Here is a 16,295-nt window from a genome sequence, read left to right as displayed (position 1 = left end):
CATGAACAAGACCTCAATGCAATGCGTTGTAAATGGACTCGGCCAGCTCACGTGAAATGCCTTCCACACCCAACAAGTCTTCCACACTGGCACTCTCCACACCACGCACGCCCCCAAACCGCTGCAGCAGTTTGGCCCGTTTGCGTGGGCCAATGCCCGGTATTTCCTCGATTTTGCTGCCGCCCATGCGCACCTTGGCCCGCTGTGCCCGCATGCCCGTGATGGCAAAGCGGTGGGCCTCGTCGCGAATCTGGGCAACCAACATGAGCGCGGCCGAGTCCTTGCCCAAATAGACCTTTTCGCGGCCATCGGCAAACACCAGCTCTTCCAGGCCCACCTTGCGGCCCTCGCCTTTTTCCACACCCACGATGCGCGACAGGTCCAGACCCAAATCGGTGAACACCTCACGCGCCATGCTCACCTGGCCTTTGCCGCCGTCGATCAGCACGAGGTCGGGCAACTTGGCCGTGCCTTCGCCCGAGCGCAAAGCTTCGGCCAGCTTGCCGTAGCGGCGCATCAGCACCTGGCGCATGGCCGCGTAATCGTCGCCCGGGGTGATGCCCTCGATGTTGTAGCGGCGGTAGTCGCTGCTTTGCATCTTGTGCTGGCGAAACACCACACAAGACGCCTGCGTGTTCTCGCCCGCAGTGTGCGAGATGTCGAAACACTCGATGTGCAGCTGATCCAAATCATCCGGAGCCAAATCCAGCGCTTCGGCCAGCGCCCGAGTGCGGGCCTGCTGCGAGCCTTCTTCGGCCAGCAAACGGGCCAGTTGCAGCTCGGCGTTTTTCTCGGCCATCTCCAGCCACACGCGGCGGTGCTCGCGCGGATTCGTCACCGTGCTGATCTTCACGCCCGACTGCGCCGACAAAGCCGCGATCAGTGCTTTGTCCACCGCCGCGCTCAAGATCAGCAGCGGCGGCACGGGCACGCCAATGTAGTGCTGCGCCAAAAAGGCTTCGAGCACCTGCACCTCGACCGGGCGTTTGGGTTCACTCTCTCCCTGCCCTTCACCCTCTTCCTCGCTCTCCACCAGGCCCAACAGGTCCTGCGCGTCTTGCACATGCACCGGAAAGTAAGGCCGGTCGCCCAGATGCCGTCCACCGCGCACCATGGCCAGGTTCACGCAGGCACGGCCGCCCTGCACTTTGGCCACCAAGATGTCGGCATCGGTGTCGACCGCCGTGTCCACCGACTGCTGGTGCAAGACCCGCGACAGCGCCGTCAGTTGGTTGCGCACCTCGGCCGCCAGCTCAAATTCGAGCTTGTCGGCATGCTGCATCATCCGCGCTTCCATCTCGCGCATCAGCGCCTGCGTCTCGCCGTGCAAAAACTGTTCGGCGTGATGCACATCGGCTTTGTAGTCCTCGGGGCTGATCAGGTTCACGCACGGGCCAGAGCAACGCTTGATCTGAAACAGCAGGCAAGGCCGGGTGCGGTTGGCAAAGACCGTGTCCTCACAAGTACGGAGTCTGAACACCTTCTGGATCAGCTGAATCGACTCCTTGACCGCCCACGCACTGGGGAACGGCCCGAAGTAACGGTGCTTCTTTTCCACCGCGCCCCGGTAATAGGCCACTCGCGGGTAATGCTGCGCCTCGGGCGTCTTGACCAGCGCGGGCAGCGCCACGCGGCCGTTGCCCGTGAGCTTGAGGTAGGGGTAACTCTTGTCGTCCCGAAACAGGATGTTGAAGCGCGGGTGCAGCGTCTTGATGAGGTTGTTTTCCAGCAGCAGCGCCTCGGCCTCGGAGCGCACCACGGTGGTCTCCATGCGCGTGATCTTGCTGACCATGTGGCCAATGCGGGTGCCGCCGTGGTCCTTCTGGAAATAACTCGACACCCGGCGCTTGAGGTTCAGCGCCTTGCCCACATACAGCAGCTGGTCCTGCGCATCAAAGTAGCGGTAAACCCCCGGCAAGGCGGGCAGCGCGGCAACTTGCGCGAGCAGGGCTTCATCATGGGTGTGCGACATGGCGGCTATTGTCTGTGAAAAGCTGTGTGTGAAATCTCCAGCGACAATCGCCGCATGCAAACTGGCCAACTCTGGGACATCTTCTGCACCGTGATCGACAACCACGGCGACCTGGGCGTGTGCTGGCGCCTGACGCGCCAGTTGCGCGACGCGGGCCAGCGCGTGCGCCTGTGGGTAGACGACGCCTCGGCCCTGGCCTGGATGGCCACCACCGCCCACCAAGAGCCTGGCATTGAAGTGCGGCCGTGGGCCGATGCCAGCCAAGCCAGCACCCTTCAAGCGCTGCCCCCGGCGGATGTCTGGGTCGAGGCCTTTGGCTGCACCTTGCCCGAAGCCTTTGTCGCGCACGGCGTGGCCACCCGAGCGCAACAACCTAGGTGGATCAACCTCGAATACCTGAGCGCCGAAGACTGGGTGCCCCGCATGCACCAGCTGCCCTCGCCCATCATGAGCGGCCCGGCCAAGGGCTGGACCAAGACCTTCTTTTACCCCGGCTTCACCCCAGACACGGGCGGCCTGCTGCGCGAAACCGACCTGCTGGAGCGCCAGCAAAACTTTGACCTTTTAAAACGTTCGGCCTGGCGCCAACAACACGCCCCCAACCTGCTCCCGAATGGTCTGCTGATCAGCCTCTTCTGCTACGAACCCGCCGCCCTTCCCCAGCTGCTGGCCCAACTGGTGGGCACACCCCATCACCTGCTAGTGCCCCCCGGCCGCCCGCTGGCGGCGGTGCTGCAAGCTCTGGCGGGCATGCCCGAGCACCCCAGCTGGAGCGCCCTGCCCTACACCGACCAAAACGGCTTTGACGAGATGCTCTGGGCCTGCGACTTGAATTTTGTGCGTGGCGAAGACTCGCTGGTCCGGGCGCTATGGGCAGGCCAAGCCTTCATCTGGCACATCTACCCACAAGATGACAACGCCCACCACGACAAGCTGGAGGCGTTTTTGGATTGGATGGAGGCGCCGGAAATCTTGCGCAAGGTGCATCGGGTTTGGAATGGGGTGGAAGAAGGGCGGCTGCCGTCGCTGACGGGCAACTCACATATCAATTGGATGCAATCGGGTCAGGCTGCCAAGGCACAATTACTACGCCATAAAACATTAGTACAGCAATTATTGGAATACGCCGCGCATCTCTAAAGTTTACAAAACGGCATTACTACACTTTATCAAAAATAACGAAGCAAATAAATTAACTAGCCCGGTGCGGCTACTAAATGCGCTTACTGGTTTTTACTTTTTTGGGTTTACACAAAATGGCGACATATTCTCTATGTTTGCGTTCAAGTGCCGCTAAAGCTAATTTATGTGCCTCGGCTTGAGCACGAAGGGAACGGATAACAATAATTAGACTTAGCAATGAGCCGGCCAAACCTATAAAAGTAGGCAGCAAAAGTTTTACAAGGACTATCTCTCCAGCTGTTGCTCCGGATAAAAGGAGAGGCTGTAGAAAATCCGGGGCATAAAATCCTGCAGGCAGCAGCATAAAGGTCATGACCAATGTCAAGTAAGCTGCTTTTGTTGGGATTATTCCTTCTAGCTCCTCTTTCATATTCATTGCTTAGCTCTCTTTGCAGTTACCAGATACGCCAGAGAATAAGAGTAAGCAAAACTATGATAAAGCATGCTAATAATTTGATACTTGAAATTCCATAACGAAGGTGCACCTCTATCTCTTGCAAAGCAGCGATAGATACCGCCAGATCCTTATCTCCGATGGAGTGTTCGTACCGCAGTTCATCTGGATCATTGGTCATAGTGAAATCCTCAAGGTGATGTAAAACGAAAACTCCGATTGATACATCGTGATGTTGAAATGGCTAGAAAGCCCACGGAGTTAATGAGAATTCAGAGCAAGCTCGACGTTACATGATTGCAATTCGCTGTCTGCTTGATCAAGGCTATCAGTGGACCCGAGCTTATAAATATAACCATATTTGACTCATTTTATCTACTCGACCCACTTTAAAGTGAAAAACTGCTGAGTACCTCAGCGCCCAAGTACATCCAATCACTACCTAGACGGTCTTAGCTTGAGCACCCTCATCCCCGATAATCCCGACCCATGACTCTGATTGACACCCTCTTCCCCCTCGGCTGGCAGCACTACCTGCTGGGCGGCCTCACCATTGGCGCTGGCGTGGCGCTGCTGTATTTGTTCAACGGCTGGGTCGGCGGCATGAGTTCCGTCTTTTCCAGCAGTTGGTCGTTCGTGTCTAAACGGGCGTTCTTCCAGCAAGAGCGCTTTGTCAGCACCCGCAACTGGCGGCTGGTTTACGCGCTGGGTGTGGTGCTGGGGGCACTGGTTTGGCGGTTCACGCTGGCGGGCGGTGAAGCGCAGCACACCAGCGTGCCCGCTTGGCAGCTGCTGGTGGGCGGCTTTTTGGTCGGCTACGGTGCGCGTTTGGGCAACGGCTGCACGTCCGGTCACGGCATTTGTGGCCTGGGCTCGTTGCAGCTGCCTTCGCTGGGCGCGGTGCTGACCTTCATGGCCACCGCTTTCATGACCGCCAACCTGATGGCCATCACCACGAAAGGCCTCGCATGAACCATCTGAATCCTCACACACTGTCCCTGCCCAAGGCGCTCGTCACCCTGGTCGCCGGGGCCTTGTTTGGCTTTGGCCTGTCGCTGGCCACCATGGTGCAGCCTGACGTGGTCTTGAGCTTTTTGCGCTTTCAGGACTGGGGCTTGATGCTGGTCATGGGCGGCGCAGCGGGCTTGGCCATGCTGGCTTACAAAGGTTTTCCGCGCTGGTTCGGTCGCCCCCTGCTGGGCGGGCAGTTCCTGACGCAACCGGCCAGCTGGAATCGCCAAACCGTGATCGGCTCTGCAATTTTTGGCGTGGGTTGGGGATTGTCCGGCGTGTGCCCCGGCCCCGCGATTGCGGCCTTGGGCACGGGCAACACCGACATCCTTTGGGCCTTGGGCGGCATTGTCTTGGGCGGCTTGGCCCACGGCTTGACGGCGCGAGACTGAACGCCCCCATGGGCCTTTGGCTAAAAAGCAGGTCCCACAGGTTAGAATAATGGGCTTGGCTTCAAGCCACCCTCTTTCATTTCAGACTCAATTCCTATGAAAACCGCTCAAGAAATCCGCGTCGGCAACGTCATCATGCACGGCAAAGACCCCATGGTCGTCCTGCGCACCGAATACCAACGCGGTGGCCGCGGTTCGTCCACCGTGCGCATGAAGCTCAAAAGCCTGATCGCCAACTTCGGCACCGAAGTCGTGTTCCGCGCTGACGACAAGATGGACCAGGTCATTCTGGACAAGAAAGACTGCACTTACTCTTATTTCGCTGACCCCATGTATGTTTGCATGGACACCGATTTCAACCAGTACGAAGTCGAAGCCACCAACATGGGCGACGCCCTGAACTACCTCGAAGACGGCATGGAACTCGAAGTGGTGTTCTACAACGAGAAAGCCATCTCTGTTGAATTGCCCACCAGCGTGGTGCGCGAGATCACCTGGACGGAGCCCGCTGTCAAAGGCGACACCTCCGGCAAAGTGCTCAAGCCCGCCAAGATCGCCACCGGCATGGAAGTGCCTGTGCCTTTGTTCGTGAGCCAAGGCGACAAGATCGAAATCGACACACGCACGGGCGAATACCGCAAGCGCGTCTGATCTTTGGATCGACCCCTGATGAAAGCCCCGCAAGGGGCTTTTTTCATGGGGCTTTGCCTGCTGGACAAAAGAAGCTGCCGCAGTGCAGATGCACAATGACGGCATGCAATCGATACAAGACCTTCACGCCCCTTCTTTGCCCCACGCCTGGGCCGAAACACAAACCGAATTTCACGATGCTGGCTTGCTGGAGCCGCAAGCGAACCGCTTGGCTTTTGCCGACCCTGAGTTTTTGTTGCGCCGCGAAACACGCGGCATCCGCTTTCAGCTGGAAATGCTCAAGCCCGACCTGGCACAGACCGAAGCCGGCATTGAGCACACCGTGGTGGTGTTTGGAAGTGCGCGGTTTTCAGACCGTGTCACTGCGCAGGCGCAGCTGCAGGCCGCCACCCTCAATGGTTCCGAACAAGATATTGCCAAAGCCCAAACCCAGGTGCGTAATGCGCAGCATTACGAGAATGCCCGGGAGTTTTCCAGGCGGGTGGCCCAGTCGTGCTCTTGCCTGCCCGATGACGAAAAACTCTACATTTGCACAGGCGGAGGCCCCGGCATCATGGAAGCGGCCAACCGGGGCGCAAAAGAAGCCGGTGCGCCCTCGGTGGCGCTCAACATTGCCCTGCCCCACGAACAACACCCCAACGCGTATGTGACGCCGGATCTGAGCTTCAAGTTCCATTACTTTGCGCTGCGCAAAATGCATTTCATGATGCGCGCCAAGGCTTTGGTGGCTTTTCCGGGCGGGTTTGGCACGCTGGACGAGCTGTTTGAAGTGATGACCTTGGTGCAAACGCGCAAGGCACGGCCTGTGCCGATCTTGCTGTTTGGCTCCGATTACTGGCAGCGGCTGATCAACATGGAGGTCCTGGTTGAAGAAGGCACGATTTCCAAGGAAGACCTGAAACTGTTCCGCTATGTGGACACGCCCGAAGACGCCTGGCAGGTCATTTGCGACTTCTACCAGTTGAACATTCCCAAGGTGTAAGAAGCCGCCCCTGCGGCCCAATGCTTGAGCGGCCTTCGGTTGAGATTCGCCAGCAGCGGCTTTAGCCTGCGAAACACCGCACATCGTTTGGCAAGTGTCAACCGCGCCATAACACTCAGTGACGTTTGTCAGGCCTCAGATGCCAAGCTGCACGGGCCCCCCAGCCCACGGCACCGCCCACCACCCAAAACACCGGTGCCACACCGGCAATGGCACCCGCCGCACCGAACAGCATGGGCATGAGCACACTCGATGCGTTGATGCTCATCAGGCGCAAACCCAGCGCCTCGCCTTGACGATGCTGTGGCGTGATCTGGTGCAAGGTGCTCATGATCATCGGCTGCACCGTGCCCAGCACCAAGCCCAACAGCACCGAGCAAAGCCCCATGCTCCAGGGTGTGGGCATGAAGGGGTACATGCCAAACAGCAGCGCCGTGCAGACCATGGCACCCGTGATGATCTGGTGTTCGTGCAGATGACGAGAAACCCAGGGCAAACACACCCGAATGAAGGCCGCGGCCATTGCAAAAGCGCCCAGGATGGTGCCGACCACCGAAGCGCTGAAACCCCGCTCATGCCCCAGCACGGGGACCACAAAGGTGTGCACGTCCCAGCACGATGAGAGCAACCAGTTGACCCCCAACAAGCGCCGCATCATCGGGTCGGCCAGCAAATCCAGTGCACGGCGGGGCGCTGCGTTTTCCAACGCGGGGGGAATGTGCAGTTCGGGGGCCTTGCGCACCCAAAACCATGTAACAAATGGCAACAAAGCCATCAGCAAAAACGCCCAGCGAAAACCGGTGACATGGGCGGGCTCAGGGCCGGCGTAATCGATCAGCAAACCCGCCAGCACAGGCCCCAAAAAGTTGGAGATCGCAGGACCGATAGACAACCAACTGAAGGCCTCTTTCAGTTCTGCCGGGTCTTTGGCCATGCGCCCCACATGCCGCTGCAAGGAAATGACCGCCATGCCGGTGGCACCGCCAGTGGCCAGTGCGCTGATGCACATGACCGGGAATATGGGCCAGATCACCGACACACCCGCCCCTGTGGCTGACACCACCACGCTGATCAGCAATGGTTTTTTCAAGCCTTTGCGGTCGGCATAACGCCCTGCAGGCAGGGCCAGGAAAACTTGCGTCAAGGCAAACAAGGCCAACAGCGCACCGACCGCCATGGCACTGAAGCCCTGCTGCAAAGCGAGCAAAGGGATTGCCATGCGCATGCCTGCCATGCAGGCGTGCAAGAAAATTTGCCCTGCAATGAGCCTGGGCAGCTGGTGCTTCACGCCACTTCTGCCCTGTCCCATCGTGACTTCAACCCTCACCGCCAGGCAGCAGCGCCTGGGCTTCGGGCTCTGGCAAAGCGTCTACCTGGCGCAGGGCCCGGCTCATCACATTGCTGCGGGTTTGGGCTTGGTCAAGCGTGTTGAGCACAGTTTGGGTCTGCGATTTGACCTTGGCCAGCACGTCGCCAAACTTGGCAAACTCGGTCTTGACGGCCCCCAGCACTTGCCAGACTTCGCTGGAACGCTTTTCCAGCGCCAAAGTCCGGAAACCCATTTGCAGGGCATTCAGCATGGCCATCAGGTTGGTCGGGCCTGCCAGCGTGACGCGGTGGTCGCGTTGCAGGGTCTCCATCAGACCGGGGCGGCGCAGCACCTCGGCGTACAGGCCTTCGGTGGGCAAGAACATCACCGCAAAGTCGGTGGTGTGCGGCGGCTCCAGGTATTTTTCGGCGATGGATTTGGCTTCGAGCTTGATGCGGTTTTCCAGCGCCTTGGCACACAGCTCGGCCTGCACCGGGTCGGCTCGGCCTTGGGCTTCGAGCAGCCGCTCGTAGTCTTCATTGGGAAATTTCGCATCGATCGGCAACCAGACCGGGTCGCCGTTGTCGGATCGGCCAGGCAAGCGGATGGCAAAGTCCACCCTGTTTTTGTCGCCGGGGCGGGTGGCCACCTGCACAGCATATTGTTCAGGGGTCAGCACCTGTTCGAGCAAGGACGCCAGCTGCGCCTCGCCAAACATGCCGCGCGTCTTCACGTTGGTCAGCAGGTGCTTGAGGTCGCCCACGCCCTGGGCCAGGTTGTGCATTTCGCCCAGACCTTTGTGCACTTGCTCCAGCCGGTCGGCCACTTGCTTGAAGCTCTCGCCCAGGCGGGCTTGCAGCGTGGCCTGAAGCTTTTCGTCCACGGTCTGGCGCATTTCGTCCAGTTTGGCGGCGTTGCTTTGCTGCAGCTGGGCCAACTGGGTTTCCATGGTGCCGCGCATCTCGGTCAGGCGCCGGGCATTGGCCTCAGACAGCGCATTGACCTGCTGCGCCAGGCTGTCGGTCAGGCTTTTTTGCAGCAAGGCCAGTTGCTGGGCCAGCGCGTCGATTTGCTGGTTTTGGGTGCGGGTGGCCTCGGCGCTTTGCTGCAAAAGCGACTGCTGGAACAGCGTGAGGGTCTGCATGGCCTCTTGCCGCCCTTGGACGCCGGACTGGCTGATTTCGGTGCGCAGCTCGCGCTCTAGACGTTGGGTTTGCGTTTGCAGTGCTTCAAACAATTGTTCTTGCCGGGCAAGCTGCTCTGCGCTGCGGTCGGGTGCCGACTTGGATTTGAACAACAAGACCAGGAGCAACAACACACTCAAGGCCGCCAAGGCCAACAACAAAATTTCACTCATGCCGCCGCGCCTGGCAAGGTGTTGAGCGGGGTCAGGGCCTGGCCACGGGTCAGGTAGGCAACCAGGTTGTCAGCGGCCAACTGGGCCATGGCGCGGCGGGTCTTGACGGTGGCGCTGGCAATGTGGGGGGTCAGCACCACATTGGGCACTTTCAGCAAATCGGGGTGAACCTGCGGCTCACCCTCGAACACGTCAAGCCCTGCCGCCGCGATCTGCCCTGCAGCCAAGGCCTTGGCCAAAGCCGCATCGTCCACAATGCCGCCGCGCGCAATGTTGACCAGCGTGGCGCTGGGTTTCATCAAAGCCAGCTCGGCTGCGCCGATGGTGTGGTGCGACTCGGCGCTGTAAGGCACCACCAACACCACATGGTCAGCCGTTCTGAGCAGTTCTTCTTTACCGACATAACGGGCTTTGCATTCGGCTTCCAGCTCGGGGCTCAGGCGCGAGCGGTTGTGGTAAATCACGTTCATGCCAAAGCCGTGTGCGGCGCGGCGGGCAATGCCCTGCCCGATGCGGCCCATGCCGATGATGCCGATGGTCGAGCCGTGCACCTCGGCCCCGGCAAACATGTCGTAGCTCCACTTGGTCCACTGGCCCGCACGCAGGTAATGCTCGCTTTCGGTGATGCGCCTTGCGGTGGCCATCAAGAGCGCAAAGCCGAAATCGGCGGTGGTCTCGGTCAACACATCAGGCGTGTTGCTGGCCTGCACACCGGCAGCGGTCATGGCAGGCACGTCAAAGTTGTTGTACCCCACGGCCATGTTGGCCACGATGCGCAGCTGCGGGTTGGCCTGCAGCAGTGCGGTGTCGATGCGCTCGCTGCCGGTGGTCAAAGCGCCCACTTTGCCCTGCATGCGGCGGGTCAATTCGGCGGCAGACCAGACCTCGTCGGCCTGGTTATCTTCGACTTCAAACACCTGCGACAGGGATTGCAGGACGTCGGGGAAGATGGCCCGAGCCACCAGAATGGAAGGTTTTGACATCAACGAAACCAAATAAGAGTCATGAAAACGAACAAGGGGATCAGCACAGCACACGACCAGAGCATGTAGCCAAAGAAGCTGGGCATTTTGACGCCGCGCTCTTCGGCAATGGATTTGACCATGAGGTTGGGGGCATTGCCGATGTAACTGTTGGCACCCATGAACACCGCACCCGCTGAGATGGCCGCCAATGTAGGGGCCAGCGTGGTCATCAAGACCTGTGGGTCACCACCCGCCGTATTGAAGAACACCAGGTAAGTGGGCGCGTTGTCCAGGAATGAGCTGAGCAAGCCCGTGATCCAGAAATACATCATCACATCGGGACTGCCATCGGGCTTGGTCACAGCCGAGACCACCGCACCAAAAGGCCCGTTGACACCCGCCTTGAGCATGGCGATCACCGGGATGATGGTCAGGAAAATGCCCGCAAACAACTTGGCCACCTCGATCATCGGACCCCAGCCAAACTGGTTGTCGTGGTGCACATTGGCGGGTGTCAGCTTCAGGGAAAGCAAGGTGATGAGCACCAGCCCTGCATCACGCACCAAGCCGGGCAAACCGATTTCGGTACCTGCCACGTGGAACGAGACGGGCGATTTCCAGATGCCGCTCATCAGGACCAACGCGACGACGGCAGCCAGCAACACAAAGTTAACCACACCGTCGAAGCCGATCTGGCGGGAATCGGGTGTGGGGTCAACTGGCAAGACCTCTTCTTTGCGGTGGTAGAACCAGGAATCGAGCGCAAAAAAGATGGCCAGCAAAGAGCCGATGAGAAACAGGCTTTCAGGAAAAATGTGTTTGACGGTCCAGAAGAAATCGACGCCCTTCAGGAAGCCCAGGAACAGTGGAGGATCGCCCAAAGGGGTAAGTGAACCGCCCGCGTTGGAGACGATGAAAATGAAAAACACCACCACATGGGCCACGTGTTTGCGGTTGTCGTTGGCTCGAATCAGTGGGCGAATCATCAACATGGACGCGCCTGTTGTGCCCATGAAACTGGCCAGCACAGCGCCAATGGCGAGGATGCTGGTGTTCAACCCGGGGCTGCCATGCAGATTGCCCCGAATGTAAATGCCACCCGACACGGTGAACAACGCGGTGAGCAAAACGATGAATGGAATGTATTCGGCCAACAAGGCGTGCACCAGATTGCCACCGGCCACGCCCGCGCCAAACACCGCAGCAAAAGGCACCAGGAAAGCCAAAGACCAAGCCGCGGCGACTTTGCCGTAATGGTGGTGCCAAAAATGGGGCAAAAGCAAAGGTGCAAGAGCAATCGACAACAAGATGCCTGCGAATGGAATGCCCCAGACCGCCGAGAGTTGCGCACCATCAAAATCAGCCGCTGCGGCCATGCCGGGCAGCGCCATCAAACCCAGCAAGCCCCCTTGAATACCCCACCGTGATGGTGATCGTTGCATCTTTTGCCTCTTGTTGTTGAAATGAAAACGCATCCTACCGGCGCTTGAGGCCGATATCAGGCCGTGGGTGTAATTTCGAAGACTTGACGCAAATAGGCCAGGTATTTTTCGTCATCGCACATGCCTTTGCCCGGCGTATCCGACAATTTGGCCACCGGTTGACCGTTACAACGCGTCATTTTGATCACGATTTGCAAGGGCTCGTAGCCCAAGTCGTTGGTCAGGTTGGTGCCCACACCAAAGGCCAATTGGCATCGCCCACGGAACTGTTCAAACAACTCGATCGTGCGGGGAACGGTCAAGCTGTCACTGAAGATCAGTGTCTTGGTCTTGGGGTTGACCCTGTTTTGCTGGTAGTGGGCAATCATGCGCTCACCCCAGCTGAACGGATCGCCACTGTCGTGTCGGGCACCGTCAAACAGTTTGCAAAAGAACAGGTCAAAGTCACGCAAGAAAGCATTGAAGCCATACACATCGGAAAGCGCTATGCCCAGATCGCCCCGGTACTCTTTGGCCCACGATTCGAAGGCAAAAATCTGACTGTCACGCAAACGAGGCCCCAGCGCTTGGCAAGCCTGTAAATATTCGTGCGCCATGGTGCCCAAGGGGGTCAGGCCGAGCAAGTATGCGTAATAAACATTGCTGGTGCCCGCAAACTGCCCAGTAGGGCCGGTGCCCAAGCGGGCGGACAAGACGCGCAACACCTCTTCGTGCCAGGCCCGAGAAAAGCGGCGGCGTGTGCCGTAGTCGGCAATCTTGAGGGTTTCGAGACCTTTGACTTGAAGCTGGGCAATTTTCTGATCCAGACGACGGCGGCCCTCCATGAGATCAGGCACTTTTTGAGTGTTGCGGAAGTACACCTCGTTGACGATGGCCAAGACCGGAATCTCGAACAAGATGGTGTGCAACCAAGGCCCCTGGATCGTGATGTCGATCTCACCAGAGGGCAATGGCATGACCTGGATGTACTTTTCATTCAGCTTGAACAGATCCAGGAAGTCGACAAAGTCGCTTTTAATGAAGCGAAGTGAGCGCAGGTACTGCAACTCGCCTTGTTTGAAGCTCAGACTGCACAAAGAGCGAATTTCTTCGCGGATCTCGTTGACAAACGGGGCCAGCGCGACGCCCGGGTTGCGGCACTTGAACTTGTATTCGACCTGCGCACCCGGAAACTGGTGCAGCACGACCTGCATCATGGTGAATTTGTACAGGTCGGTGTCGAGCAGACTGGTGATGATCATGGCGTTTTTGTCTCAGGGCAGTCGGGCTGCCGAATTTTCGGGTCAGTGTAAGTGATGGCCATGCAGACGCTCACGACGCCACTTCCAGGCGGCCGCTCACCATGACCAGCACCCGGTCGGCATGCGCCGCCAAAATGTTGTTTTGCTCGGCCACCAGCAAGCTCAGGCCTTCGCGGCGCAGCTGCAAAAGCGCCTCACGCAGGGCCTGCACCAGCACCGGGGCAATGCCCTCACAGGGTTCGTCCAGCAACAGCAAACGTGGGCCCGTCATCAGGGTACGGGCGATGGCCAGCATTTGCTGTTCGCCGCCACTCATCTGGCTGGCAGGTCGGTTGATCAATTGGCCCAACACCGGGAACAAGCTCAGCACGCGCTCCAGCTGCTGGCCCATGGCGGCTTTGGACGCACCGCGCGCCGCAATCCACAGGTTTTCGCGCACCGACAGGCCCGTGAACAGCCGCCGGTCTTCGGCCACGAAGCCCAAACCGGCTTGCGCCCGCCGATGTGCTGGCCAGCCGTCAATGCGCTGACCCGCCCACGATATCTGGCCCGACACCCGGGGGCCAATGCCGATCAGCGACTGCAACAAGGTCGATTTGCCAGCGCCGTTCAGGCCCTGCAAAACCACCAATTCGCCCGCATGCACGGTCAGCGACACATCAAACAAGGCCTGCGCTTGGCCGTACCAGGCGTTCAGCTGCTGCACGTCGAGCCGGGCATCAGTCATGGTTCCCCCCTTGGGCTGCTGGGGTCTTGAAATCCATGCCCAGGTAATGCTGCAGCACATGCGGGTCTTGCGCGACAAGCTCGGGCAGGCCATCGGCCACCAGGCGGCCTTGCATGAGCACCAGCACCCGATCGGCCACGCCAAAAACGGCATCCATGTTGTGCTCGGTGTAGAGCACCGTCACGCCCTGCGAGGCCACTTGCCGCACCAACGCCATCATGTCGGTGCGCTCGGCCAGGGCCAGCCCAGCGGCAGGCTCGTCGAGCAACAACAAGGATGAGCCGTTAGCCGACAAGCCCGCCAAGGCCATGGCCAACTCCAAGCGCTTTTTGGCACCGTAAGGCAAATCGGCCACGGTGGCTTGGGCCAGCGCTTGCAGGCCCGCTTGTTCGGCCAAATGCAGGGCGCGCTCAGGCTGGCGCAAGTCCAGCCGGTCCCACCAAGCCAGCGGAGGGGCATCGCGCAGTACCAACTGGATGTTTTGCAGCACGGTCAAGGCTTCGAACGTCTGGGCCACCTGAAACGTGCGGGCCACCCCCAAGCGCTGGCGCTCGGCAGGTGTTTGCCCCAGCAGCGACTGCCCCTGCCAGAACACCTGGCCTGCAGTGGGCGATTGCTGCCCGGCCAGGCAGGCAAAACACGTTGATTTGCCCGCGCCATTGGGGCCGATCAAGGCCACACATTGGCCTGCAGACACTTCAAAGTCGACCCCGTCCAGGGCGCGCACGCCGCCAAAATTTTTGGCCAAACCGCGCACTTGCAAAGCGGCTGTGCTCATGCCGGGCTCCTTGTGGGCTGCGAATGGCGGCGGGCAAGCGCGTGCTGCACAGCCCCCAGCACGCCGCTGGGTGCCAGCACCATGACGGCCATGATCACCAGGCCCAAAACGCCACGCCAGTAGTCGAGCCCCTGGCCCAATTCGGCCCCGCCCCAAACCAGCAGCGCACTGCCCACGGCCGATCCCCACAGCTGGTGGACGCCGCCCAACAAGATGACCAGCAAGGCATCGACCGACATGGCGACCGAGGCCACCGAGGGGAAAACCGCGCCTTTGAAGGCCGCCCACAAGCCCCCCGCCAGACCTGCCAAGGTGGCGCTGCCCACAAACACCTGGTAGCGCAAAGCCTGCACCGGCAAGCCGCTGGCCGCCGCGCGCAAAGGCGCATCGCGCACAGCCTGCAAAGCTGCGCCCCGGCTCGATGTGGCCACGCGTGCCATGCCCACCAGCGCCAACAGCATGAAGGCGCACAGCACCGTGTCCCACACGCCGCGCAGCTCGGGTGCGATGAGGCGCAGGCCAATCAGGCCGTTGTCCCCCCCGGTCACCGCCACCCATTGCGTGGCCCCTGCCCAGACCATTTGTGCCAAGGCCAAAGACAACATGGCCAGATAAACGCCAGTGCTGCGCACCACCAGCGCCCCAAACACCAAAGCCACGACCAGCGCCAGCGCCATGCCCGCCGCCAAAGCCAAAAACAAACCCGCGCCACCTTGCAGGTGCGCCAGCGCCGCGCCATAGGCTCCCAGCGCAAAGAACGCCGCATGGCCAAAGCTGACCAGCCCGCCCAAAGCCATCATCCACTGCAGGCTCAGGCCAAACAGCATCATCACCATCACGTCTTCGGCCAGACTGCGCCCATAGTCGCCCTGCCCCCAAGCCAACAGCGTCAAGCCCACAAAGGCGGCCACCAACACCGCCCGCCCAACCCAGCCTGCGGGCCAGAGCGAAAACACCGGCACGCTTTCGCGTTGATCATCGTGCGCGGCAGACCCGGCCAGGCCTTGGGGGCGCCAGACCAGCACCACCGCCATGGTCAAAAACACCAGCACCAAGGTGGCCTGCGGGAAAAAGCTCACGCCCAGGGCGTGGATCACACCAATGAGCACCGCAGCAGCAAAGGCCCCGCCAATGCTGCCCAGGCCGCCTGTGACCACCACCACAAAGGTTTCGACCACCACATTCACGTCCATCTGCAAGTTGGCAGGCTCACGTGGCAGCTGCAAGGCCCCGGCCAAACCCGCCAAGCCGCAGCCGAGCATGACCACGCCCAGCATGAGCGGCGCGGGGTCCACGCCCAAGGCGTCGAGCATGTCACGGTCTTGCGTGGCGGCTTTCACGCGCTGGCCCCACAGGGTGCGCGTGAGCAACAAGTGCAGGCCCAACCAAACCAGAGGCCCCAGCACCAGCGTGAACAATTGCCAGGTCGGGAAAAACGATTCGCCCAGCTCAATGGCCCCCTTGAGCCCCGGAAAGCGCGGGGCAAAGACCTCTTCTGGCCCGAAGAACCAGCGCATGGCGTCGTGCAGCGCCAGCGTCAAGCCAAAGGTGGCCACCAGTTGGTACAGCTGAGGCGCGTGGCGCATGCGTTTGAGCAACACCACCTCGACCAGAGCGCCCAGCAAAGCCGCCAAGCCCGCACCCAAAACCATGGCTGCGGCGTAGCCCCAAGCCGACTCGCCCCAAGCGGGCCACCAACGGGTGACGGCGTGCGCGGCCCACAAAGCGCCCAGCATGAAAAAACTGCCGTGCGCAAAGTTGACGATCCGGGTGACGCCAAAAATCAGCGTCAGCCCGGAGGCCATCAGGAACAAGGTGGTCGCGTGGCTCAGTCCGTTGAGCAGTTGCAGCGCCAAGCCATCGAAACCCAAACCTGTTCCTTTCTTCTCAGA

Annotated in this window: 16 protein-coding genes; 5 read left to right on the top strand and 11 right to left on the bottom strand. The window is 60.1% G+C overall.

Annotation, left to right across the window (positions count from 1 at the left end):
* Window positions 1-13 precede the first annotated feature (13 nt).
* A complete protein-coding gene (uvrC, locus tag B9Z33_RS09800) occupies window positions 14-1,972 on the bottom strand; it encodes an excinuclease ABC subunit UvrC (protein WP_108286796.1) in 1,959 nt (652 codons plus the stop codon).
* Window positions 1,973-2,026: 54 nt separating this feature from the next.
* Between uvrC and earP the strand changes: the two genes are divergently transcribed.
* Complete coding sequence (gene earP / locus B9Z33_RS09795) at window positions 2,027-3,112, top strand: elongation factor P maturation arginine rhamnosyltransferase EarP (RefSeq protein ID WP_108287091.1); 1,086 nt, start codon at window positions 2,027-2,029, stop codon at window positions 3,110-3,112.
* 73 nt (window positions 3,113-3,185) lie between these two features.
* Here earP and B9Z33_RS15440 read toward each other — a convergent pair whose 3' ends face one another.
* Window positions 3,186-3,530, bottom strand: coding sequence for a hypothetical protein (locus B9Z33_RS15440; protein ID WP_146183852.1), 345 nt, complete (start codon window positions 3,528-3,530; stop codon window positions 3,186-3,188).
* Window positions 3,531-3,549: 19 nt separating this feature from the next.
* Window positions 3,550-3,729 (bottom strand): hypothetical protein, encoded by a 180-nt coding sequence (locus tag B9Z33_RS15435; protein ID WP_146183851.1) that lies wholly within the window; start codon window positions 3,727-3,729, stop codon window positions 3,550-3,552.
* A gap of 308 nt (window positions 3,730-4,037) precedes the next feature.
* On the opposite strand from B9Z33_RS15435, the gene B9Z33_RS09790 reads away from it, so the two are divergent.
* The 4 genes from B9Z33_RS09790 to B9Z33_RS09775 all read left to right on the top strand — a co-directional run bounded on the left by B9Z33_RS09790 (window position 4,038) and on the right by B9Z33_RS09775 (window position 6,584).
* On the top strand, window positions 4,038-4,520 hold the full coding sequence (locus B9Z33_RS09790; protein ID WP_108286795.1) for a YeeE/YedE family protein: 483 nt from the start codon (window positions 4,038-4,040) through the stop codon (window positions 4,518-4,520).
* On the top strand, window positions 4,517-4,951 hold the full coding sequence (locus B9Z33_RS09785; protein ID WP_108286794.1) for a DUF6691 family protein: 435 nt from the start codon (window positions 4,517-4,519) through the stop codon (window positions 4,949-4,951). The genes B9Z33_RS09790 and B9Z33_RS09785 overlap by 4 nt, the downstream gene beginning before the upstream one ends.
* A gap of 96 nt (window positions 4,952-5,047) precedes the next feature.
* The gene (gene efp / locus B9Z33_RS09780) at window positions 5,048-5,602 is read left to right on the top strand and encodes an elongation factor P (RefSeq protein WP_019428318.1); all 555 of its coding nucleotides are present in this window, start codon (window positions 5,048-5,050) and stop codon (window positions 5,600-5,602) included.
* A gap of 103 nt (window positions 5,603-5,705) precedes the next feature.
* Window positions 5,706-6,584, top strand: coding sequence for a TIGR00730 family Rossman fold protein (locus tag B9Z33_RS09775; protein WP_108287090.1), 879 nt, complete (start codon window positions 5,706-5,708; stop codon window positions 6,582-6,584).
* Between the two features lie 115 nt (window positions 6,585-6,699).
* On the opposite strand, the gene B9Z33_RS09770 is transcribed toward B9Z33_RS09775, so the two are convergent.
* From B9Z33_RS09770 to B9Z33_RS09735, 8 genes are all read right to left on the bottom strand, one after another.
* Window positions 6,700-7,872, bottom strand: coding sequence for an MFS transporter (locus B9Z33_RS09770; RefSeq protein ID WP_369916737.1), 1,173 nt, complete (start codon window positions 7,870-7,872; stop codon window positions 6,700-6,702).
* Between the two features lie 28 nt (window positions 7,873-7,900).
* A complete protein-coding gene (locus tag B9Z33_RS09765) occupies window positions 7,901-9,250 on the bottom strand; it encodes a DNA recombination protein RmuC (protein WP_108286792.1) in 1,350 nt (449 codons plus the stop codon).
* Entirely contained in the window at window positions 9,247-10,233 is a 987-nt protein-coding gene (locus B9Z33_RS09760) for a D-glycerate dehydrogenase (protein ID WP_108286791.1), read from the bottom strand. Before B9Z33_RS09760 ends, B9Z33_RS09765 begins: the two co-directional genes overlap by 4 nt.
* Entirely contained in the window at window positions 10,233-11,657 is a 1,425-nt protein-coding gene (locus B9Z33_RS09755) for a sodium:proton antiporter (RefSeq protein WP_108286790.1), read from the bottom strand. Before B9Z33_RS09755 ends, B9Z33_RS09760 begins: the two co-directional genes overlap by 1 nt.
* Before the next feature lie 56 nt (window positions 11,658-11,713).
* Window positions 11,714-12,898 (bottom strand): nicotinate phosphoribosyltransferase, encoded by a 1,185-nt coding sequence (pncB, locus tag B9Z33_RS09750; protein WP_108286789.1) that lies wholly within the window; start codon window positions 12,896-12,898, stop codon window positions 11,714-11,716.
* 70 nt (window positions 12,899-12,968) lie between these two features.
* Window positions 12,969-13,625, bottom strand: coding sequence for an ABC transporter ATP-binding protein (locus tag B9Z33_RS09745; RefSeq protein ID WP_108286788.1), 657 nt, complete (start codon window positions 13,623-13,625; stop codon window positions 12,969-12,971).
* Window positions 13,618-14,403 carry an ABC transporter ATP-binding protein gene (locus tag B9Z33_RS09740; protein ID WP_108286787.1) on the bottom strand — a complete coding sequence of 262 codons (786 nt, stop codon included), beginning with the start codon at window positions 14,401-14,403 and terminating at the stop codon, window positions 13,618-13,620. Before B9Z33_RS09740 ends, B9Z33_RS09745 begins: the two co-directional genes overlap by 8 nt.
* Complete coding sequence (locus tag B9Z33_RS09735) at window positions 14,400-16,274, bottom strand: ABC transporter permease (RefSeq protein WP_108286786.1); 1,875 nt, start codon at window positions 16,272-16,274, stop codon at window positions 14,400-14,402. Before B9Z33_RS09735 ends, B9Z33_RS09740 begins: the two co-directional genes overlap by 4 nt.
* Window positions 16,275-16,295: the final 21 nt, after the last annotated feature.

Source organism: Limnohabitans sp. T6-20, from assembly GCF_003063505.1.
Taxonomy (GTDB): domain Bacteria; phylum Pseudomonadota; class Gammaproteobacteria; order Burkholderiales; family Burkholderiaceae_C; genus Limnohabitans_A.
This window is presented reverse-complemented; position numbering and strand designations above follow the sequence as displayed.